Below are 19,828 nucleotides of genomic sequence, written 5' to 3'. Positions count from 1 at the left end.
CAAACACTTATTACAAAATGGATATTCTGAAATCAATTACAATAGGTAATAATTGCTATATGAAAATAAGTTGGATTGATCTGGTTAAAACCAGAATGAAAGAGGCTGGGGTAACTCAGTCAATGCTTGCTGAAAAGATGGGAATGTCTCAGGGCGCCATCGCTCACTGGTTAGGTGGGAAAAGAAAGCCAAGCATTGAAGACATTGCATCCATGATGAATATCGTGGGGATTCGTCACATGACTTTAGGGGCTGATGGACTGATTGATTACCCTGATTCTGTGCTAGGTAACACTGAGGAATTACCAGCGAAGATATCCTATGTAAATTCATTCCCAGTTATCAGTTATGTCCAAGCTGGCGCTTGGACTGAGGCTGTTGAATCCTGTCCAGCCTCTGCATTGGATGAATGGCAAGACACCACAGAGCGCACGAGCGAAAACTGTTTTTGGCTACGCGTTCAAGGTGACTCTATGACGACACCGACAGGCATTAGTTTTCCTGAAGGCACGCTTATTTTAATTGATGCGGAAAAAGACTATCAAAATGGCTCATTCGTTGTTGCTAAGCTAACAGATATCAACGAAGCGACCTTTAAAAAACTAGTGATAGATGCAGGGCAAAAGTTTCTACGGCCATTAAATACTGCTTATCCAACTCTGCCAATCAATGGTAACTGTAAAATAATAGGCGTCGTTGTAGACGCAAAAATGAAAATTTTTTGACTCTACTAGCAAGCACAAACCGGACACTTTAGTTGAGAGCTTTCAAGCTCTTCAGGTGACAAGGCACTGTTAGCCAAATGAAGTCGTTCCGAGTTGCAGTATTCCATGTAAAGCAGTCACATATGGCTTTATAAATTCCCTTGTTACTTACAACGTTAAAAAACCATTCGTGTTTCAAGCCGTCAAAAAATCGATCAACAACAGCATTATCCCAAAAAGCACCTACATCCTCATATTGGCTCAGATATCAAATCCGTAGTCATGTGTTTGTTTATGCCCCATCCACATCACTACCACCAAATACACCCTATTTTTAGATAGTTCACGTCACCAGCTCCAAGCTTGATTAGTCAATACTCAAGATTGCCCCCCTACGTTCTTCAGTTCTATAAACGCTTCTTGTCCTATTAAAACCATCAAATACTTATCCGTTTCTTCTTCCCAATCATTACCACCTCTAAAAATATCAACGCCAATTTGTTTAGTGGAAATATGTCAAAACAAAATATTATTCCATTTTGTAATTGACACATAAATTCCATTATGTAATATTCATTGCATCAGCGACACGCCACACTCTTTAACAATCTGGCTCATGAACGACTGATAAATCTTTCGAGATTTACTCCCAATGGGCACTACCGAGGACAAGGAAATGATTCTAGCGAAAGTTCACACCACACCTAAGCAACGCGATGAGTTTCGTCTACTGGTTGCAATACGTTTTGCCTGCTTGATGGCGTTGGCCAAGGGCCACACCGACCCTATGGATTGCCCACGGGTGCAAGCCCGCTGCAATGAGCTGGTCAAGCATTTTGCCTATCACCACCCTAGCCCTGCCTTTTACCGCCAGTTCATCCGCCACACGGGCGAACTCGGGCTCAATTTCTGCCTGCGCTTCACTGAGCCCCAACAAGGTTTGTACGGCAAGGTGATGGTGTGGCGTAACGACTCGCAAGCCGTCACTAATGTGCATCCGCTGCACACGATGACGACAACCACGCCCGTCGGCCGCTAAGCAGTAGAGCCGCTAAGCCGCCGCGAACATTCACGATTAAGGCAGCCAAGGCAAAGCAACCAAGGGGTGATGGTCCATATCCCGATAACGATTACGGCGACAGTTTCACCTTGTTGGAGGCAATTATGTTTTTTGTTTACGGCGTGTCCATGACCTTAGCGAAAAATCAAGCGGCCAAAAAGTGCAGCACCTCTGTGGGCGCGCACCCTAACCGCCGTCAACTGAGCCCCGACGAGTACCAAGCTAAGTTGGATGATATGGCGCAGCACTTGTTTGAAACCATGAAGCCACAACGTCTGTCGCATTCGTTATCGACGCCCGCGCTGTGCCAGCAATATATCGTGTTAGCCATGACCCAAGAAGCCCACCGCGATGTGCATATTCGCTATCACAAGCTGTCGGACAAGGTGAACCCCAAAACCAAGAAACCCATCATCAATCTGGTGGTGTTTAACGGCGAAGCCGCAGCTTAGCCCTGCTGAGTGCAGTGACGAGAGAAGGAAAGCAGCATGTTAACTGATGACAAACCGCTACACAGCGATATCAAAATCGGCGTTGGCCATATCGTCGCGTTTAAAGAGGGTTGGATGTTGCCCGGTGGCAAGTTTACCACCGACCGCACTGTCGCCATTCGTGCCGCCAAAGGTCTGCACCGTTTCTTGGTTAAAAGATAAGGAAATCAACATGAGCCAACACATCGAAATCCCCGCATTCTTGCTTGAAATGTCTCAGCAAATGCACCAACAAGATAATCGCATTACTGCGGAGCCAATCTGGCAAGTGCGCTGCAAGCGCTACTTAGTGACTCAAGAAGGCTACAACGATCATCACTGGGAGATTTTTTACGGTGAAGACGGCGATTATTCAACGCTCTATCGCTCTGATGATGGCGATAAAAGCAACCTTGCTGAATGGTTGCTAGAGCATGATGCCCAATGGTGCAAAACGTGGTTATTCGAGAGCGACAAGATCGAATCTTATCACGATGAAATCGAATCATTTGCCGACGTATTCACTCAAGCGTTTATCGAAGATTTTGATGTTGATTCAGATCATTACGATTTGCCATCAAACCTCACCAAACTTCACTTTCAAGAAATTGAAGAGGTCATTAAATCCTGCCTCACCGAAGCTGATGCGAATTGGTTTATCAGGCGTAAACAGCATGATTACCCACATCTATATACCTATGTCGCGTCAATGTATTTGTGCCCTCAAATGATTGAGTTACGCAACTGGATCCTGTCACTGACTAAGGCAGAGGTGAAAGCATGAACCCATTATTCTACCTGCGTGATTCGCGCGGCAATGTTGGCAGCACTTGCATGTTTTGGGCAGACCGTGGCGGCTATACCAGCAACTTAGAACTAGCTGAGGTGTTTACCCTTGAAGAAGCACAGCGCCAATTTAATAGCCGTCACACTGACGTTCCACTTAGCAAGGAGCTTGTCGATGAGCAATCAACCGTACGCGTTGATCACCAGTATCTTGGCGATGAGGGTGAAAAGTCAGGCTGTGATGAATACGTTATTCGCATTGGGGATCGCACTGATGGCAACGATGTTTATTGGCTAACAGTCGATTTTAGCTCTGTAAGTTACAAGGCATCTGCCGTATTTGCATACCAAGTTGCGCTAGTCAGAGTAAACGAACTCAAGACACAAGGTATCGTTGCCAATATCTATGCCAAAACCGACATAGACGCCATCGCGCGCCGCACTTTTCAAGCCGCCAACATCAACGAGCGCAGCATGATCACTGCTGCTGGCATTCGTAAACCCAAGCGACCACGCACCCGCCAAACCACAGGTAAAACGCGTGGCAATTGCCCACATTGTGGCTGCATTACTTGGGGATTAAATCCTTACGAAGCCTATAGCTGTGCTGATCAATATAGCGAACGCATGGAGCTTGATTTCACGGTATCCATAAGCTGCGAAGAGTTAAAGGCAAGGAGAAAGGCAGCATGAACCACTTACTCCCAGGCTTTGAATCACAAGAGCGCGTTGCGTTATTGCTGTCACTCACCCGCATTAGTTCGCCCGAGGTGATTGCCGCGTTAACGCTGCATTACACCAGCGCCCTACCCGCCGAACGCGCGGCCGCTCGCCACGGGATTGAATTGTCGAACTTTATGCGCGGGCAAAAGAAGCTAGAGCAAATCGCCGCCACGGTCGAGGCCATTAAAGCCATCGACTGGGCCAAGCTGCAATCAAACCCTTTGCTAACAAGCCCTTTGCAACCGAAGCAGGTGGCCTAAATGACTCAATCAGCCGCGTTTCGCCATCTGCTAAATCATTACCGCAGCCATAAGTTAAGCCTGTTACTCAAGGCCAAAACGGGCGACAGCATCAAAATCGCACTGGCACTCGGCGCGTTAGATTGCCTGTACTGGCAAGCATTAGGCAACGGCTTAACCAACCTAGCCAAGGGCATTAGCCGCACCATAGTGTATTCGTACCGATATCACCCTATGCGCCTGCCCTGCCATTCGCCTGTCAGCCAAACAAGCGACAACCAAAACAAGGAAGCGGCATGAATACGTTCAGCACTAAAGCGGGCGTGGTGACGTTATCTAAGCCCTACTTCACCTTGATGTGCGATCAGCAACAAATCGAAGTGAAGTACACCCCCAACAACTATCACGGTTGGGGCATTTGTAAGTCATTTAACGCCATCGAGTGCAGCGACTTCGGCCAAGCCGACGCCGAAGTATTCGCACTCAATGCAGAATCAAAACTCAGGATAAAAGGAGAAGCAGCATGAACACACCCAAGATAAAAGCGTTTCAAGTACAAGAACATTGCGAGGGCGCCGCGTGCATTGTGTTTCATCAACATGCTGCCGCCGCTCGCCGCATAGGTGCAGGCGAACTCAATCTGACCTTTGAAGATGATATGTCAGTGACTCGCTGCCCTGAATATGACCAATACGCTGAGCAAGGCAACGTGCCTTATCAAGTGTTACTGGCCGATGGTTGGTGTTTTACCTGTTACCAGTGCGGCAACCCAATTAAAGCCGAAGACGATGAAGGCAATGCGACGGACATTGAAGCGGTGATCTGCATTGGCGAGGCGTTTTATTGCAGCAAAGCGTGCCATTCACATAAGCAAGCTGACATTGCGCAGCACAATGCTAAGGCCGAAGCCTTTAAGCAACAGCTGTTATCACTGCGCCCTGATCTGACCTTCACGGCGTTTAACGGTGCATATCCACAACTGTATTGCATTGCGACATTTACTTTTGAGGGTGCTCAATATGGCGGCTCAGTGGCCTATGACAAGGCTGGCGAGCTTGATTGGCGAGTATCAAACACTGATTTGCCCGCATGGCAAACATACCAAGCTCAGCGCCAAGGAGAAGCAGCATGAAGTCGATACAAGCAGCAACAGTAGAACGTGAAGAAGGTTATTGGACCCATCCCGATTTGCCCGAGTGGGATGAAGGTGTGACCCGCGCAGAGTGTGAAGCATGGGCGGCACGCCAAGGCGGCGAGTTTGTAGCGATTTGGTTTGAACTCGATGCCCCTGAAAATCAGATCGAGCGCTACTTTGACGAGGGCGATAACGATATCAGCGATTGGAACCCCGTTTGCGACAAGGCCGGCTCATTCTTGCTGAGTATTCACGACACCGAAGATGGCCCCGTTGCGCTGTTTTTCGCCCCGAAAGATAAGGACGCGGCATGAAGCAATCTGCAGTAATCAAAGACGCTTTGCGCCAGTGGTACACCCTGCCCCGCAAACAAGCCGGCAGCTGCCAACAATTTTTAAAACGACTCGCCGAGGAATTGGCAAAGGAAGGTAAATGATGATTAAGTCTACTGCTAAACCCGTAATTAAAGGCTATTGGACCACTAAGGATTTAACTGCGCGCTATAGATGTTCAAGCCGCACAATTGTTCGGTGGATGCAGCGAGAAAAACATCCTTTCCCACTACCCAGAATATTAGCCATTGGAAGTTATAACCGATGGGCAATTGATGATGTAGAGGAATGGGAAGCAGCCGGAGTCGATACATCACAGCATGCAGCCTAATGCTAGGCCGTGATTTTACGTAGTCTTTCTACCCATCCACTATATGCGTTAGCTTGTTCTTCTAGATATTCATAGTGGTCATAAACTTGCCATTGCCCTGGCAGTTTATGGCCCAACATGATCTCGGCGACATGCGGCTCGGTTAAAGTTGAAAAGTTTGTCCGAGCCGTTTTACGCAAATCGTGTATTGACCAGTGTTCCATTTCATAGCTCATGTTCTTCTTAAGCCATTGGATAATGTTGTATGGCAGAGAAAGCGATGAAGAACGCCCCATTGGCTGATCTGTGCCTTCATTATTAAATAAAAACTCACCGTCACCACTCAAAAGCACGGCTTCTTCAATCAACTCCTTTGTCTCAGGAATAATTGGCCTGAGCAATGGTTTTTTAGTTACCTTACCTGTTTTATGGTTTTCAGGAGGTACAGTCCACACCATAGTATTGAAGTCAAAGTCTGATTTTTTGCTTAGCCTCAATTCACCATTACGGCAGCCATAGATAAGATTGAGCTTGAGAAAGATTTTATTTTTTTGTGCAATTCTGGACCCTTCTATCGCTAACCAAAACAACCGAATTTCATCATTGTTAAGTGAGCGATCACCCACATTCTTAGTTATTTGTAGGTCACTCTTGGCGCTGATATCAACCAATACGTTTGACTTAAGTAATTGGCGCTTGACGCCCCACTTAAGTAATTGCTTTCCATTTGTGAGTAATCTATCGGCAATTGAAGGTGAGGTTTTTGCTTTGGTCTCGATAACATCAAGCCAAATATGTAGCGAGACTTTATCGGCAGGCAAGTGACCTATCTTTGGCAGAACGTGTAATTTGAAGGATCTTAAAATTTCAGCGTGACTGGTTTTATTGGCCACACAATAACTCTCATACCACTGCATGAACAACTCAGACATTGTTAGCGCTGTAGAAACGGCTTTGTGCTCAAGTTCCTTTACGGTCTTCGGGTTATTGCCTTGCTCAAGCTCTGCACGCAATCTAACGCATTCAGTTCTTGCATCCTTAAGTGACATAAGTGGGTAAGAGCCTAAGTCAACTCGGCAGGCTTTTCCAACATAGCGGTATCTGATTTGAAAAGTAATCTTACCTTTCGGAGACACCCTAACACTCAGGCCATCACGGTCTGCGCGTTCAAAAGACTTGGGGTAACTTTTAGATAAATTAGCCTTTAACCATGTGTCAGATAAGGACATTTTAAACTCACTGTGTACAAAGTTTTTAAACCGAGTGTGTACAGTCTAAATTTGTACGCAAATTTGTACAAGTTTTTGGTGTCTATAGAGAAGGAAGGACGTCATGAGGTGTCTAGCGTGAACATTCTTAACTATTGATAATTATAGCTAAATTTAATAAAAATTAACTGTTTGTCATATCGAGTCAGTAGGGGCATCTTTTGGGTGCGATATGATCGCGAAGGTGCGACGTTTATCGACCTCTACTTTATTGCCTGACATGTTAACCTATGCACTTGTATCGCTAAAAAGGCGCAAATTATAGCGCCTCAGTTCGAGCTTGGCTAGGCAAAGCCCGAGATGAACTCGGGCTGAGAGAGGTTATTTTGTGGCTTCGAGCAAACCTTTGACTTTGGCGAGTTCAATACGCGCATATCTATGTTCGACAAAATCATAGATATTGGTTGCCAATGCTAAGCGAAAATAGTTTGCAGCATCTTGATATTGCTTAGTTTCTATCGCCATTTTTGCAAGGTAAAAATAAGCTTCGCATAAACGTTCAGCATATTCTTTTGGATAAGTTAAGCCTACTTTAGCGGCAGAAAACACCTCATCACGACTTTTTTTACCTAAATAATAATCGACGATAACGGTCGCCCAAGCATCATTTTCTAAATTCTGACGATGCTGCGCTAACTGTTTTTTAGCTTCAACAGAGTCAGCTTTCAAATCAATCAAATACAACCATAATGCCCGATAACCGTCTTTATTATCGCCTGCATAAAACGCCTGCATATCTTTAGTCGCTAAATCAATGCGGTCGCCATAGTACAAAGCAATGCCGCGATTCAAATAGGCATAATCATAATTAGGTGCTAACTCTAATACGCCATCGAAGGCTTCATAGGCGCTGTCGAATTCACCTTCTTGGGTGTAATAAATTCCAAGGAAATTATAGGCATCAGCGAGATCAGGCTGAAGTTTTAACGCCTGCATAAAATCAATCCGTGCGAGCAGTCTTAAGCCCACACTGTCGTAAATCACACCACGATCGTAATGAAATCTGGCTCTCTGTTCATTCGTCAGTTCGACCGTAGCCAAAATCTCGTTGAGTTTTGCCAGTGTCACTTCGACTTTATAATCAGGCATAACCGGCGCGACAACCAATTTACCTTCAACATCATTATGGTTATCTAAAGGAGACTGGGTGGTTGCGCATCCGGCTAACAACAGACTGGCACTCGCCAGCACAGCAACGACAGCGGTTCTAATTTTAAGACTCATCCATTTCTACCTTTTTAGATTCCCAACATACGCAGAAGAATCTTCATGATAGCAATCCCACCACAGGACCGCTATTAGGGAATTAAGATTAATACTGACTTTCTTAATGCCAAAACAAAAAAGGAGATCATTTGATCTCCTTTTGATGCAATCACTTAAAAAGTGTGTGCCTATAAATAAGTCAAAGACTCATTATTTTATTCAGCAGCAGCTTCTTTCGTTTGTGCTTCTTTAATTGACAGACGTACGCGGCCTTGACGATCCACTTCCATCACCTTAACGGCAACTTCTTGGTTCAGCTCAAGGTGATCAGACACGTTAGCAACACGTTCATCACTGATTTGTGAAATGTGTACTAAACCGTCTTTGCCCGGCAGGATGTTCACGAATGCGCCGAAATCAACGATACGGATAACCTTACCATTGTAGATACGACCCACTTCAACTTCTGAAGTGATTTCTTCGATACGACGGATAGCTTCTTTAGTTGCTTCGCCGTTTGAAGAAGCGATCTTCACAGTACCATCATCTTCCAGTTCAATCGTAGTGCCCGTTTCTTCGGTCAGAGCACGGATAACTGCGCCACCTTTACCGATAACGTCACGGATTTTTTCTGGGTTGATCTTGATAACAGTGATACGTGGAGCGTGATCAGAAATATCATCACGGTGTGAACCAATCGCTTGATCCATCACGTTCAGGATATGCACACGTGCGCCATAGGCTTGTTGAAGTGCGATATCCATGATTTCTTTAGTGATACCTTCGATCTTGATATCCATCTGCAGTGCAGTAATACCATCACGCGTACCCGCAACTTTAAAGTCCATGTCACCTAAATGATCTTCATCACCTAAGATGTCAGAAAGAACAACGAAATCATCGCCTTCTTTCACTAGACCCATAGCGATACCCGCTACAGAAGTCTTGATAGGTACGCCGGCATCCATCAACGCGAGAGAAGTACCACATACTGACGCCATAGAGCTTGAACCGTTAGATTCAGTGATTTCAGATACAACGCGTACGCTGTATGGGAATTCAGCCGCTGAAGGCATAACAGCGTTAATACCGCGCCAAGCTAACTTACCATGACCGATTTCGCGGCGCTTAGGTGATCCCACCATGCCTGTTTCACCAACAGAGTATGGAGGGAAGTTATAGTGCAGCATAAAACGGTTAGTGCGCTCGCCCATGATGCTGTCGATCTTCTGTGCATCACGTTCAGTACCTAAAGTACAAGTGACTAACGCTTGAGTTTCGCCACGAGTGAACAATGCGCTACCGTGAGTACGTGGCAATACGCCCGCTAACACACTTAAGGCACGGATCATGTCTGGTTCACGACCATCAATACGTGGCTCGCCACGGATGATACGACCACGAACCACTTTCTTCTCTAAGCTACCCAGTAAGTTGTCAACTTCACGTAAATCAACGCTTGGATTGCTCGCTAACAAGGCTTCTTTTGCTGCTGCTTTAACAACAGAAACTTGAGCATAACGATCTTGTTTAACTTGGATTTTATACGCATCACCTAAACCAGCTTCAGCAAGCTCTTTGATTTGGGCGACTAAATCGGCATCTTGCGTTGGTGCAGTCCAATCCCAAGTTGGTTTACCGGCTTCTGCTTTAAATTCAGCAATCGCCTTGATAACCACTTGTTGTTGATCGTGACCGTAAACTACAGAACCTAACATCACTTCTTCTGGTAATGCTTGGGCTTCTGATTCCACCATTAATACTGCACCAGCAGTACCAGCAACCACTAAGTTCAGCTGACTGGCTGCAAGTTGTGCAACACTTGGGTTCAACACGTATTCGCCATCAATGTAACCCACACGCGCAGCACCTAAAGGACCGCTGAATGGAATACCAGAAATAGCCAGTGCCGCAGAAGTACCGATCATGGAGATGATATCTGGCTCGATTTGTGGATCGACAGATACTACGGTAATAATAACTTGAACTTCGTTTTTGAAACCATTAGGGAAAAGAGGGCGAATTGGACGGTCGATCAGACGAGCGATTAATGTCTCATCTTCTGAAGGACGGCCTTCACGCTTAAAGAAACCACCAGGAATTTTACCCGCTGCGTAGGTTTTTTCTTGATAGTTAACAGTCAGAGGGAAAAAGTCACGGCCTGCATCTGCATCTTTTTTACCGACAACAGTGACTAACACTGTCGTGTCACCCATACTCGCTAAAACGGCTGCATCAGCTTGACGCGCTATAACACCCGTTTCCAGGGTGACTGTATGTTGACCATACTCAAAACTCTTTACAATAGGATTCACGTGACCCATTCCTTAATTAATGACCTTGAATTACGCGCGTAAGTATACTGCAATTCGGATCAATAGATAAAGAGCAGATAATGATGACAAATACGTAACTTTTCACTAAAGTGGTTAAATCAACAAAGAGTTGCGGTTTATATTGATACGGAAAATCTCGCCGATGGTGAATAATTATCATGAAGGATGCGCCCGATGACAGGCCGTTTTAAGTCACTGACGTGGAAACAAACTAACCTAGTCGTATTTACTGCCCTATTTTTTGCCATTGCCATTTTTATTGTTGAAATCGCTTTAGTCGTCGTATCAACCAAACAACAACTCACGACCACTCAGCAAGAACTCCTTGATTCAGTTGAACAACCTGCAGCAAATGCCGTATGGGCATTAGATGATAATTTAGCCCGTCAAACTTTAGAGGGTGCCATCAAAGTCGAACATGTTGGCTCGGCGGTGATTGAGCTGGACGATGGCTCAATGTTTGTTTCTGTCAGTAATAATAAGCAGAATAACTCACAGACTTTTATCAGTTTAAGTAATAAATTATTTGATGATCTCAAAGAAATTTCTCGCCCTTTGTATAGGCCTTTTTATTTTGAAGGTACCCAACAACAGCAACTCATTGGTACATTAACGGTTTTCTACGATACCCAAGAACTAACAAACACCCTCTTCTCGCAGTTAAGATTTAGTTTTTTTGCTACTCTCGCTCGTGCACTCTTACTCACCTTAGTGCTGTCCGTGGTATTCCATCGCTTCCTGACTCAGCCTATCGCACGCATCAGTGAGGCCATCGATAAGATCGAACCCGACTCTCCGGATGAAAATCTCTTACCTATGTCCAACGCACACAAGGATGATGAACTCGGCTTAGTAACCTCAAAATTCAACCAAATTCTTATTCAATTTAGCCAAACCCAGTCCAAACTGCGCAAAATGGCGACCCGAGATCCGCTAACTGGATTACCTAACCGCACATTATTACTTGAAACTATCGCAGTCACTATCCAACGCTCGCGAGTACACAAACGCAGCTTTGCATTGATGTTTATCGACTTAGACCGTTTTAAGAATATCAACGATTCCCTTGGACACGCATTAGGCGATCAATTCCTCGCTCGTATCGCCCGCATTCTCGAACGATTCGTTGGTGATAAAGGCACAGTTTCCCGCTTAGGTGGCGATGAATTTGTTATTCTGGCCGATACAGTTCATACCCCAGACCAAGCAGCAGATTTTGTAGATAAGCTACTGATCCAGCTCAATGTCCCGATTCAATTAAATGAACATGCAATTCATCCTGCGGCATCAATTGGGATTTCTATTTATCCCGAAGACGGTAACAGCGCTGAAGATTTGATCCGTCACGCTGACATTGCCATGTACAGCGCGAAAGCTGCAGGCTCGAATCAATGGGCCTTCTTCAAACAACAGATGACTGAGCGAGCAGCAGTTCGTTTACGCACTGAAGCATCTTTACATGATGCGTTAAAAAACAATGAATTTTTACTGTATTTCCAACCGAAACTTGATCTGCAAACAGGCAAAGTCATCGCCTGTGAAGCCTTGATCCGTTGGCAAAAAGACGGACGACTCATCAGCCCCATTTCCTTTATTCCCGTCGCGGAAGAGACCGGTATCATCATTCCTATAGGTCGTTGGGTGATAGAGCAAAGCTGTAAAGTCCTTAGGGAATGGCAGAAAAAATATAACTATGCCATCCCAATTGCTATTAATGTTGCCTCACAGCAATTTGCCGATGCTAGTTTAGTTCCCGATATCAAACAGATGGCATTACGCTATCAAATCCAACCCGAATTACTGGAAATTGAAATCACTGAAACCTCGTTGATGAACGACATTGAACTCGCTATCGCTAAGCTTGAACAATTGAAATCAGCCGGATTTGGTATTGCAGTCGATGACTTTGGCACAGGGTATTCTTCACTCTCTTACCTGCGCCATTTGCCTATCACTACCATGAAAATCGATCGTTGTTTCGTTTCCGATCTACCAGGGGATAGCGCAATTGCATCGACCATTTTAATGTTGGGAAAGCAGCTTAATTTGACCATTGTGGCCGAAGGCATTGAAAATGAGCAGCAATTGGATTGGTTGAAAGAAAATCAGTGCCAAGTCGGCCAAGGTTTCTATTTTAGTCAGCCTCTACCCCAAGCAGAATTTGAAGCGCTGTATATAGCAACACAAACAGCAACAATAAGCAGTCTTGATGGTTTACGTGGGGCTTAGGATACTTACATTGGCACTTAAGTTTCGATTCGATGCTTAATCACATCAAGCTCAGCGTAACAGACCTAAACATTAGACTGATTTTGGCTGTAACTTCTGTATATCTCTCGTTTACACAATAAATATTCTGTTGAATTTTAGGCAATAAAAAAGGAGGCTAAGCCTCCTTTTTCACGTTAGTCGACGCGAAATTAACGACGTAGACCTAACTTTTGGATCAGAGCAGTGTAACGTGCTAAATCAGTACGTTTCAGGTAAGCAGTTAACTTACGACGTGAGCTAACCATACGTAACAGACCACGACGTGAGTGGTGATCATGAATGTGCTCTTTGAAGTGATCTTGCAAATGGTTGATTTGCGCAGTTAACAAAGCAACTTGAACTTCAGTTGAACCAGTGTCGTTTTCACAACGGCCAAAATCAGCCAAAATTTTTGCTTTTGCTTCAGGACTTAGTGACATGTATATCTCCAAATAAATAATATGAATCTCTAGCCGATCACTAACTCAGCCAGAGGGCGCGCTATTTTACCCATAAACCCACCCTAGCGCAATAAAAGGCGGGGACTAATGCATCAACTAATTTAATCATTTGTCGATGGATAACGGGCTAATGCGTTTCTGCAGGTTCGTCATGGATAACAATGAGTCGTTTCGGCGCTAATAAGCCATCTTCGTTCATTGTGCCAATCCCCACAAATCGGCGAATGTCACCTAAAGTGATACGTACCAACTCATCGGTTTTCAATTCTGCATTAACCGGCACACGAACCGCTTGACCTTGCATTAAGTAAGGAGCTATCGCATCCGGCACATTCACCTCTGGAAAATCGGCCACGGCCGTGTCCATAGGCAATAACAGAGGGTCGAGTAATACGCTCGGATCTATCTGTTGTTCATGGGCTTGAGCAACTAGCGCTTCGAGTTGTTCTAAGGTCACCATTCTGGCATAGGGATACTGCGCAACTTGGGTGCGGCGCAGCATAATCACATGGGCGCCACAACCGAGCATCTCACCGAGATCGTCTATGATAGTGCGAATATAAGTGCCCTTAGAACAATGAATGTCTAAGGTCAGCTCATCGCCTTCAAGACCGATGAAATTTAGCTCAAATACCGTAATAGGGCGAGATTCACGCGGCACTTCTATGCCTTCACGGGCATATTTATACAGGGGCTGACCCTGATATTTCAGCGCGGAATACATAGAAGGCACTTGCTGAGTTTCACCACGGAAGAAATCAAGCGCAGTTAATAGCTGCGCCTCGGTAAAATCAATGGCGCGGGTTTGCACCACTTCACCATCGGAATCACTGGTATCTGTCCGTTCGCCAAGCTTTGCCGTGACTAAGTAGCGTTTATCGGCATCCAATAGATGCTGAGAAAACTTAGTCCCTTCACCTAAGCATACAGGTAACATACCTGTCGCTAACGGATCGAGTGCGCCCGTATGCCCAGCTTTATTCGCATTAAAAAAGCGCTTTACCCTTTGCAATGCAAAGTTAGAACTCATGCCAGTGGATTTATCCAGCAGCACTATCCCATCGATAAAACGACCTTTTGGACGACGAGCCATTAATCTTTACCTTCCATTTCATCTGCGTCATCAGCAATATCATCACCTAAGACTTCATCTTCAACCGATGCGTCTTCGCTGCCAAATTGCTGTTGCTTCGCTTTGTCTTGGTTGATCACTTGGCTAACTAAGTTAGACATGCGCATACCTTCAACTAGCGAGCTATCGTAGATAAAACGCAGTTCAGGCATGACACGCAGCTTCATACGACCCGCCACTAAAGTGCGGATATAAGGAGCTGCGCTGATCAAAGCGTTTAGCTTTTCTTGAACGACAGCTTTGTCTTCTTCGAAAAAAGTCACAAACACTTTGGCATAGCTGAGATCGCGAGAGACGTCGACGTCATTCACAGTCACAAAGCCAATACGAGGATCTTTCATGTCGCGCTGTAGCACTTGAGCAAGTTCTTGCTGAAGCTGCTGAGCGATTCGACGAGTACGACTGAATTCTTTTGCCATAATATTTCTTACCATAGCTTAAATTGATAAGGGCGGCTAAAGCCGCCCTTATTATCGTTACAGAGTACGAGCAATCTCGACGGTTTCGAATACTTCGATTTGGTCGCCTACGCGAACATCGTTGTAGTTCTTAACGCCAATACCACATTCCATACCATTGCGAACTTCAGCAACGTCGTCTTTAAAGCGACGTAGCGATTCGAGTTCACCTTCGTAGATAACAACGTTATCACGTAGTACGCGAATTGGCGCGCTACGCTTGATGGTACCTTCGGTCACCATACAGCCAGCAATTGCACCCAGCTTAGGTGACTTGAACACATCACGAACTTCAGCCAGACCGATAATTTGTTGTTTGAACACAGGAGACAGCATACCTGTCATCGCTGCACGCACTTCATCAATCAAATTATAGATAACGCTGTAGTAACGTAAATCAACACTTTCACTTTCGATAGTCTTACGGGCTTGTGCATCGGCACGTACGTTAAAGCCAACCATGATAGCGTTAGAGGCAGCCGCTAAGGTTGCATCCGTTTCAGTCAGTGCACCCACACCGCGAGCGATGATGTTCACTTTCACTTCGTCGGTAGACAAACCTGTTAACGAATCAGTAATCGCTTCGAGTGAACCTTGTACGTCTGCTTTAAGAACGATGTTCAGTTCTTTCACTTCGCCGTCTGTCATGTTCGCAAACATGTTTTCTAGCTTAGATTTTTGCTGACGTGCCAGTTTCACATCACGGAACTTACCTTGACGATACAGGGCAACTTCGCGAGCTTTACGTTCGTCACGAACGACTGTTGCTTCATCACCTGCAGACGGAACGCCTGACAGACCTAGAATTTCAACAGGAATAGATGGACCCGCTTCAGTGATTGAACGACCGTTTTCGTCTTTCATTGCACGAATTTTACCGTACTCAAGACCACACAGAACGATATCACCTTGGCGCAGCGTACCTTCTTGAACCAGAATCGTAGCCACAGGGCCGCGACCTTTGTCCAATTGTGATTCAATGACCACACCGGCAGCCATACCATCACGTACCGCTTTCAGTTCGAGAACTTCAGCTTGCAGTAAGATACCTTCTAACAGTTCGTCAACACCTTCACCTGTCTTAGCTGAAACGAAGGCAAACATGTTGTCTCCACCCCAATCTTCAGACATAACACCGTGTTGTGACAATTCGCTCTTAACGCGATCGATATCCGCTTCCGGTTTATCCATCTTGTTCACAGCCACGATTAATGGCACGTTACCAGCTTTAGCATGTTGAATAGCTTCGATTGTTTGCGGCATTACACCGTCATCGGCAGCAACAACTAGCACAACAATATCCGTTGCCTTGGCACCACGGGCACGCATTGCGGTAAACGCGGCGTGACCAGGAGTATCAAGGAAAGTGATCATGCCATTTTCAGTTTCAACATGGTATGCACCGATATGCTGAGTAATACCACCGGCTTCGCCAGCAGCCACTTTAGCGCGGCGAATGTAGTCGAGTAACGAAGTCTTACCGTGGTCAACGTGACCCATGATAGTCACAACTGGTGCACGAGATTCTAGCTTGATGCCATCTTCATCATCACGGTCTTGTAGCACTTGGTGCTCAAGTTCGTTTTCACGGATAAGCACAACTTTGTGACCCATTTCTTCAGCAACTAGCTGGGCAGTCTCTTGATCTAACACTTGGTTGATCGTGACCATAGAACCCATTTTCATCATCTGTTTGATGATTTCAGTCGCTTTCACTGCCATTAAATGCGCAAGTTCAGAAACAGTAACAGTTTCACCGATACGCACATCACGGCTCACTGCTGCCACTGGCTTATTGAAGCCATGCGCCATAGACTCAGGTGCAGTACTGCGGTTACGCATGTGCTTTTCACGGCCGTCACGGGCATCTTTGCCGCCACGTTTTTTCGCGTTGCTCTTGTTACGAGCACGACGTCCGCGTTTTTCTTCATCCAGATCAGAAGTATCTTCAGCAGCACGAGCTACTTTAGATGTCGTGATGTGATGATCACCGTTTTTCTCGGCTTCTAAACGTTGGCGCTCTTCTTCGGCCCAGCGCTTAGAATGTTCTTCAGCGAGTAAGCGAGCAGTTTCTGCCGCTTTAGCCGCTTCTTCGTCTTGCTTACGTTTGGTTGCCGCTTCTTGCGCCGCTTTCAAACGTTCAGCTTCTAGACGAGCCGCTTCTGCTTCTGGTGACATATCTTTAACCACTTTCACTTCGGCTGCTGCTTTAGCTTTCGCCTTAGCTTCTGCTTCCACTTTTGCCTTAGCATCTGCTTCAGCTTTCACTTTTGCTGCCGCAGCAGCTTCTGCTTCGGCCTTTGCTTTTGCCAAAGCTTCTGCTTCGGCTTTCGCTTCTTCTTCAGCCTTCAGAGTAGCCTCATTAGCATCACGCTTAACGAAAGTTCGTGTTTTACGAACTTCAACTTTAACATCTTTAGATTGACCACCATTACCGGCCACACTTAGGGTCGATACGGTTTTACGCTGCAGCGTCATTTTCGTTGGCGCATTTTCGCCACCGTGCTGCTTTTTCAGATAATCCAGTAACTGCTGCTTTTCAGCTTCAGTCACTTTATCAGCTTGGCCTTTCTTAATTCCAGCCTGAGAGAATTGCTCAATCAGACGTTCAACACTTTTACCCACTTCCGTGGCCAATTTCTCTACGGTAGTATCTGCCATCAGTTAAATCCCCCTGTTGATCGACTTATGCTTCTTCGCCAAACCAACAGATATTGCGGGCTGCCATGATGAGCTCACCTGCTTTTTCTTCTGTCAATTCTTCAATTTCGATCAAATCATCAATGCCTTGTTCAGCCAAGTCTTCTAGAGTCACAATACCTTTGCTAGCGAAAACATAGGCTAAGTGTCTTTCAACACCTTCAAGTGCTAGCAACTCTTCACTTGGCTCCACACCATCCAGTGCTTCTTCAGTAGCGAGAGCTCGAGTTGAGATCGCCGCTTTTGCACGTTCACGTAAAGCTTCGACGAGATCTTCGTCAAAACCGTCAATCGCCAATAGTTCAGACACAGGCACATAGGCAACTTCTTCGAGCGACGTAAAGCCCTCATCTGCCAGTACTTGTGCAAAATCTTCATCGACATCCAGTGAGTTAACAAATAAATCAACCACCTTGGCACTTTCTGCCTGATGTTTCTTATTCATATCTTCCACTGTCATAACGTTCAGAACCCAACCAGTCAGTTGTGTTGCTAAACGTACGTTCTGGCCATTACGTCCAATGGCTTGTGCCAAACTATCGGCTTCAACAGCGATATCCATAGAATGGTTATCTTCGTCGACTATGATAGAGGCAACATCGGCTGGCGCCATGGCATTGATCACGTATTGTGCTGGATTATCATCCCACAACACGATATCAACACGCTCGCCACCCAGTTCATTCGAAACGGCTTGTACACGCGCACCACGCATACCCACACACGCACCGATAGGATCGATACGGCGATCATTCGACTTAACGGCGATCTTAGCGCGAGCGCCTGGATCACGAGCAGCGCCCATGATTTCAATCAGTTCGTCAGCGATTTCAGGCACTTCAACACGGAAAAGCTCGATCAGCATTTCAGGCTTAGTACGGCTTAAGAATAACTGTGCACCACGAGCTTCTGGACGTACTGAGTACAATAATGCACGCACACGGTCACCAGGGCGGAAAGATTCGCGTGAAATTAAGTCTTCACGGAACAATACGCCGTCAGCGTTATTACCTAAGTCAACCACTACGCTCTCGCGAGTCGCTTTTTTGACCACACCAGTGATTAACTCACCTTCTTGATCTTGGAACTGCTCAACCACTTGCGCACGTTCAGCTTCACGTACTTTCTGTACGATCACTTGCTTAGCGGTTTGAGTGGTAATACGGTCAAACACCACTGACTCGATATCGTCTTCGATAAACTCGCCAGGCTGGATGTCCGGATTTTCGTAACGTGCCGCTTCTAACGTGATTTCACGATAAGGGTTTTCTAACGCTTCACCGTGATCATCAACTACCATCCAACGACGGAAAGTATCATAACCACCGGTTTTACGGTCGATAGCAACACGAACGTCAATATCACCTTCGTACTTTTTCTTGGTTGCTGTGGCCAGAGCAATCTCTAGCGCTTCAAAAATTTTCTCGCGTGGAACGGCCTTTTCATTTGAAACCGCCTCAGCGACTAGCAGAATCTCTTTATTCATCTCGTCTTGCCTCGTTCACCTTGAAACCATCAAAACTTAGCGATTAAGTTGCCTTTGCGGATATTATCCAATGCGACAACTAACTCTTTACCATTCACTTTCAGCGAGAGCATTTGCCCGTCGACCGCAGTGATGGCGCCTTTTAAATTACGACTGCCGTCAACCGGCATAGTCAATTGAAGCTTTACATCCTCGCCTACATAGCCCGCGTACTGCTCAGCAGTAAATAAGGGTCTATCTACGCCTGGCGAAGAAACCTCTAGGGTGTATTCTGTAGAAATAGGATCTTCAACATCGAGTACAGCACTGACTTGGCGACTTGCATTGGCACAATCTTCAATATTGATACCATTCTCACCATCAATGAACACTCGCAGTGTGGAATGCTTACCCGCTTGAACATATTCAATGCCCCACAGCTGAAAGCCTAATGCTTCCACAGGTACTTTGAGCATTTCTGCCAGTCTGAATTCTAACGTTGCCAAGATTGACCCCCGAAAAAACAAAAAAGGGCTTAATAGCCCTAGTACAACGCCACATACGAAGCATGCGACAAATTTAAAAGTCCCAGATAACAAAAAACCCCGTAATCACGAGGTCATTAATTTCAAGAACCTGTAAACCATAACGAGTTCAAACACTATTCGTTACTAGGAGCTGGTTGCGGGGGCCGGATTTGAACCGACGACCTTCGGGTTATGAGCCCGACGAGCTACCATGCTGCTCCACCCCGCGTCAACTGTGTGCAAGTATATTGACTATCGTCATTTCT

General features: G+C 45.7%; 23 protein-coding genes, 1 tRNA gene and 1 pseudogene. 14 read left to right on the top strand and 11 right to left on the bottom strand.

Annotated features, from left to right (window positions below):
* Positions 1-59 precede the first annotated feature (59 nt).
* Positions 60-725, top strand: a complete 666-nt coding sequence (locus HQQ92_RS04020; protein ID WP_173243294.1) for a LexA family transcriptional regulator — start codon at positions 60-62, stop codon at positions 723-725.
* A gap of 5 nt (positions 726-730) precedes the next feature.
* On the opposite strand, the pseudogene HQQ92_RS23665 reads toward HQQ92_RS04020, so the two are convergent.
* Positions 731-954, bottom strand: a pseudogene (locus HQQ92_RS23665) (IS3 family transposase); the annotation flags it as partial.
* A gap of 426 nt (positions 955-1,380) precedes the next feature.
* Here HQQ92_RS23665 and HQQ92_RS04015 point away from each other — a divergent pair.
* The 12 genes from HQQ92_RS04015 to HQQ92_RS03965 all read left to right on the top strand — a co-directional run bounded on the left by HQQ92_RS04015 (position 1,381) and on the right by HQQ92_RS03965 (position 5,780).
* Positions 1,381-1,743, top strand: a complete 363-nt coding sequence (locus HQQ92_RS04015; RefSeq protein ID WP_173243291.1) for a hypothetical protein — start codon at positions 1,381-1,383, stop codon at positions 1,741-1,743.
* A gap of 125 nt (positions 1,744-1,868) precedes the next feature.
* Positions 1,869-2,216, top strand: coding sequence for a hypothetical protein (locus HQQ92_RS04010; RefSeq protein WP_006082041.1), 348 nt, complete (start codon positions 1,869-1,871; stop codon positions 2,214-2,216).
* 36 nt (positions 2,217-2,252) lie between these two features.
* Positions 2,253-2,417: a hypothetical protein gene (locus HQQ92_RS04005; RefSeq protein ID WP_012197007.1), complete on the top strand. Its 165-nt coding sequence runs from the start codon at positions 2,253-2,255 to the stop codon at positions 2,415-2,417.
* A 10-nt stretch (positions 2,418-2,427) separates the two neighbouring features.
* Entirely contained in the window at positions 2,428-3,018 is a 591-nt protein-coding gene (locus HQQ92_RS04000) for an ead/Ea22-like family protein (RefSeq protein WP_173243288.1), read from the top strand.
* Positions 3,015-3,713 (top strand): hypothetical protein, encoded by a 699-nt coding sequence (locus HQQ92_RS03995; protein ID WP_173243285.1) that lies wholly within the window; start codon positions 3,015-3,017, stop codon positions 3,711-3,713. The genes HQQ92_RS04000 and HQQ92_RS03995 overlap by 4 nt, the downstream gene beginning before the upstream one ends.
* Complete coding sequence (locus tag HQQ92_RS03990; protein ID WP_012088260.1) at positions 3,710-4,003, top strand: hypothetical protein; 294 nt, start codon at positions 3,710-3,712, stop codon at positions 4,001-4,003. The genes HQQ92_RS03995 and HQQ92_RS03990 overlap by 4 nt, the downstream gene beginning before the upstream one ends.
* Positions 4,004-4,282: a hypothetical protein gene (locus HQQ92_RS03985; RefSeq protein WP_173243282.1), complete on the top strand. Its 279-nt coding sequence runs from the start codon at positions 4,004-4,006 to the stop codon at positions 4,280-4,282.
* Entirely contained in the window at positions 4,279-4,509 is a 231-nt protein-coding gene (locus tag HQQ92_RS03980; RefSeq protein WP_011847800.1) for a hypothetical protein, read from the top strand. The genes HQQ92_RS03985 and HQQ92_RS03980 overlap by 4 nt, the downstream gene beginning before the upstream one ends.
* Positions 4,506-5,114, top strand: coding sequence for a hypothetical protein (locus HQQ92_RS03975; RefSeq protein ID WP_173243279.1), 609 nt, complete (start codon positions 4,506-4,508; stop codon positions 5,112-5,114). Before HQQ92_RS03980 ends, HQQ92_RS03975 begins: the two co-directional genes overlap by 4 nt.
* Complete coding sequence (locus tag HQQ92_RS03970) at positions 5,111-5,431, top strand: hypothetical protein (RefSeq protein ID WP_173243276.1); 321 nt, start codon at positions 5,111-5,113, stop codon at positions 5,429-5,431. The genes HQQ92_RS03975 and HQQ92_RS03970 overlap by 4 nt, the downstream gene beginning before the upstream one ends.
* Positions 5,428-5,553, top strand: a complete 126-nt coding sequence (locus HQQ92_RS23850) for a hypothetical protein (RefSeq protein WP_012089916.1) — start codon at positions 5,428-5,430, stop codon at positions 5,551-5,553. Before HQQ92_RS03970 ends, HQQ92_RS23850 begins: the two co-directional genes overlap by 4 nt.
* The gene (locus HQQ92_RS03965; RefSeq protein WP_254306298.1) at positions 5,550-5,780 is read left to right on the top strand and encodes a hypothetical protein; all 231 of its coding nucleotides are present in this window, start codon (positions 5,550-5,552) and stop codon (positions 5,778-5,780) included. Before HQQ92_RS23850 ends, HQQ92_RS03965 begins: the two co-directional genes overlap by 4 nt.
* 2 nt (positions 5,781-5,782) lie before the next feature.
* On the opposite strand, the gene HQQ92_RS03960 is transcribed toward HQQ92_RS03965, so the two are convergent.
* The 3 genes from HQQ92_RS03960 to pnp form a co-directional block, all read right to left on the bottom strand.
* Positions 5,783-6,988, bottom strand: a complete 1,206-nt coding sequence (locus HQQ92_RS03960; protein WP_173243273.1) for a site-specific integrase — start codon at positions 6,986-6,988, stop codon at positions 5,783-5,785.
* Positions 6,989-7,348: 360 nt separating this feature from the next.
* Complete coding sequence (nlpI, locus tag HQQ92_RS03955; protein ID WP_173243270.1) at positions 7,349-8,251, bottom strand: lipoprotein NlpI; 903 nt, start codon at positions 8,249-8,251, stop codon at positions 7,349-7,351.
* 197 nt (positions 8,252-8,448) lie between these two features.
* Positions 8,449-10,548: a polyribonucleotide nucleotidyltransferase gene (pnp, locus tag HQQ92_RS03950; RefSeq protein WP_173243267.1), complete on the bottom strand. Its 2,100-nt coding sequence runs from the start codon at positions 10,546-10,548 to the stop codon at positions 8,449-8,451.
* Between the two features lie 195 nt (positions 10,549-10,743).
* Between pnp and HQQ92_RS03945 the strand changes: the two genes are divergently transcribed.
* On the top strand, positions 10,744-12,798 hold the full coding sequence (locus HQQ92_RS03945; protein WP_105251701.1) for a bifunctional diguanylate cyclase/phosphodiesterase: 2,055 nt from the start codon (positions 10,744-10,746) through the stop codon (positions 12,796-12,798).
* 191 nt (positions 12,799-12,989) lie between these two features.
* Here the strand turns inward: HQQ92_RS03945 and rpsO are convergent, their stop codons facing one another.
* The 7 genes from rpsO to HQQ92_RS03910 all read right to left on the bottom strand — a co-directional run bounded on the left by rpsO (position 12,990) and on the right by HQQ92_RS03910 (position 19,791).
* Positions 12,990-13,259: a 30S ribosomal protein S15 gene (gene rpsO / locus HQQ92_RS03940; protein ID WP_028761447.1), complete on the bottom strand. Its 270-nt coding sequence runs from the start codon at positions 13,257-13,259 to the stop codon at positions 12,990-12,992.
* Between the two features lie 148 nt (positions 13,260-13,407).
* Entirely contained in the window at positions 13,408-14,373 is a 966-nt protein-coding gene (gene truB / locus HQQ92_RS03935; RefSeq protein WP_028761448.1) for a tRNA pseudouridine(55) synthase TruB, read from the bottom strand.
* Positions 14,373-14,831, bottom strand: a complete 459-nt coding sequence (gene rbfA / locus HQQ92_RS03930; RefSeq protein ID WP_028761449.1) for a 30S ribosome-binding factor RbfA — start codon at positions 14,829-14,831, stop codon at positions 14,373-14,375. Before rbfA ends, truB begins: the two co-directional genes overlap by 1 nt.
* Before the next feature lie 57 nt (positions 14,832-14,888).
* Positions 14,889-17,531, bottom strand: coding sequence for a translation initiation factor IF-2 (gene infB / locus HQQ92_RS03925; RefSeq protein ID WP_105251699.1), 2,643 nt, complete (start codon positions 17,529-17,531; stop codon positions 14,889-14,891).
* A 25-nt stretch (positions 17,532-17,556) separates the two neighbouring features.
* Entirely contained in the window at positions 17,557-19,056 is a 1,500-nt protein-coding gene (gene nusA / locus HQQ92_RS03920) for a transcription termination factor NusA (RefSeq protein WP_028761452.1), read from the bottom strand.
* Between the two features lie 29 nt (positions 19,057-19,085).
* Complete coding sequence (gene rimP, locus HQQ92_RS03915; protein ID WP_006082718.1) at positions 19,086-19,541, bottom strand: ribosome maturation factor RimP; 456 nt, start codon at positions 19,539-19,541, stop codon at positions 19,086-19,088.
* A 173-nt stretch (positions 19,542-19,714) separates the two neighbouring features.
* Positions 19,715-19,791: transfer RNA gene (locus tag HQQ92_RS03910), tRNA-Met, on the bottom strand.
* Between the last annotated feature and the right edge of the window lie 37 nt (positions 19,792-19,828).

This window comes from Shewanella sp. DC2-4 (genome assembly GCF_013248875.1).
In the GTDB taxonomy this organism is placed as follows: Bacteria; Pseudomonadota; Gammaproteobacteria; order Enterobacterales; family Shewanellaceae; genus Shewanella; species Shewanella oncorhynchi.
This window is presented reverse-complemented; position numbering and strand designations above follow the sequence as displayed.

What these genes read in the sequence shown, in the direction of transcription:
- HQQ92_RS03985 (WP_173243282.1), top strand. Translation starts at nt 4,004, where the DNA reads ATGACTCAATCAGCCGCGTTTCGCCATCTGCTAAATCATTACCGCAGC.
- HQQ92_RS04020 (WP_173243294.1), top strand. Translation starts at nt 60, where the DNA reads ATGAAAATAAGTTGGATTGATCTGGTTAAAACCAGAATGAAAGAGGCT.
- HQQ92_RS03945 (WP_105251701.1), top strand. Translation starts at nt 10,744, where the DNA reads ATGACAGGCCGTTTTAAGTCACTGACGTGGAAACAAACTAACCTAGTC.
- HQQ92_RS04005 (WP_012197007.1), top strand. Translation starts at nt 2,253, where the DNA reads ATGTTAACTGATGACAAACCGCTACACAGCGATATCAAAATCGGCGTT.
- nlpI (WP_173243270.1), bottom strand. Translation starts at nt 8,251, where the DNA reads ATGAGTCTTAAAATTAGAACCGCTGTCGTTGCTGTGCTGGCGAGTGCC.
- infB (WP_105251699.1), bottom strand. Translation starts at nt 17,531, where the DNA reads ATGGCAGATACTACCGTAGAGAAATTGGCCACGGAAGTGGGTAAAAGT.
- truB (WP_028761448.1), bottom strand. Translation starts at nt 14,373, where the DNA reads ATGGCTCGTCGTCCAAAAGGTCGTTTTATCGATGGGATAGTGCTGCTG.
- rbfA (WP_028761449.1), bottom strand. Translation starts at nt 14,831, where the DNA reads ATGGCAAAAGAATTCAGTCGTACTCGTCGAATCGCTCAGCAGCTTCAG.
- rpsO (WP_028761447.1), bottom strand. Translation starts at nt 13,259, where the DNA reads ATGTCACTAAGTCCTGAAGCAAAAGCAAAAATTTTGGCTGATTTTGGC.
- HQQ92_RS03960 (WP_173243273.1), bottom strand. Translation starts at nt 6,988, where the DNA reads ATGTCCTTATCTGACACATGGTTAAAGGCTAATTTATCTAAAAGTTAC.
- HQQ92_RS04000 (WP_173243288.1), top strand. Translation starts at nt 2,428, where the DNA reads ATGAGCCAACACATCGAAATCCCCGCATTCTTGCTTGAAATGTCTCAG.
- HQQ92_RS04010 (WP_006082041.1), top strand. Translation starts at nt 1,869, where the DNA reads ATGTTTTTTGTTTACGGCGTGTCCATGACCTTAGCGAAAAATCAAGCG.
- HQQ92_RS04015 (WP_173243291.1), top strand. Translation starts at nt 1,381, where the DNA reads ATGATTCTAGCGAAAGTTCACACCACACCTAAGCAACGCGATGAGTTT.
- HQQ92_RS03975 (WP_173243279.1), top strand. Translation starts at nt 4,506, where the DNA reads ATGAACACACCCAAGATAAAAGCGTTTCAAGTACAAGAACATTGCGAG.
- HQQ92_RS03990 (WP_012088260.1), top strand. Translation starts at nt 3,710, where the DNA reads ATGAACCACTTACTCCCAGGCTTTGAATCACAAGAGCGCGTTGCGTTA.
- nusA (WP_028761452.1), bottom strand. Translation starts at nt 19,056, where the DNA reads ATGAATAAAGAGATTCTGCTAGTCGCTGAGGCGGTTTCAAATGAAAAG.
- HQQ92_RS03995 (WP_173243285.1), top strand. Translation starts at nt 3,015, where the DNA reads ATGAACCCATTATTCTACCTGCGTGATTCGCGCGGCAATGTTGGCAGC.
- HQQ92_RS03970 (WP_173243276.1), top strand. Translation starts at nt 5,111, where the DNA reads ATGAAGTCGATACAAGCAGCAACAGTAGAACGTGAAGAAGGTTATTGG.
- HQQ92_RS03980 (WP_011847800.1), top strand. Translation starts at nt 4,279, where the DNA reads ATGAATACGTTCAGCACTAAAGCGGGCGTGGTGACGTTATCTAAGCCC.
- HQQ92_RS23850 (WP_012089916.1), top strand. Translation starts at nt 5,428, where the DNA reads ATGAAGCAATCTGCAGTAATCAAAGACGCTTTGCGCCAGTGGTACACC.
- HQQ92_RS03965 (WP_254306298.1), top strand. Translation starts at nt 5,550, where the DNA reads ATGATGATTAAGTCTACTGCTAAACCCGTAATTAAAGGCTATTGGACC.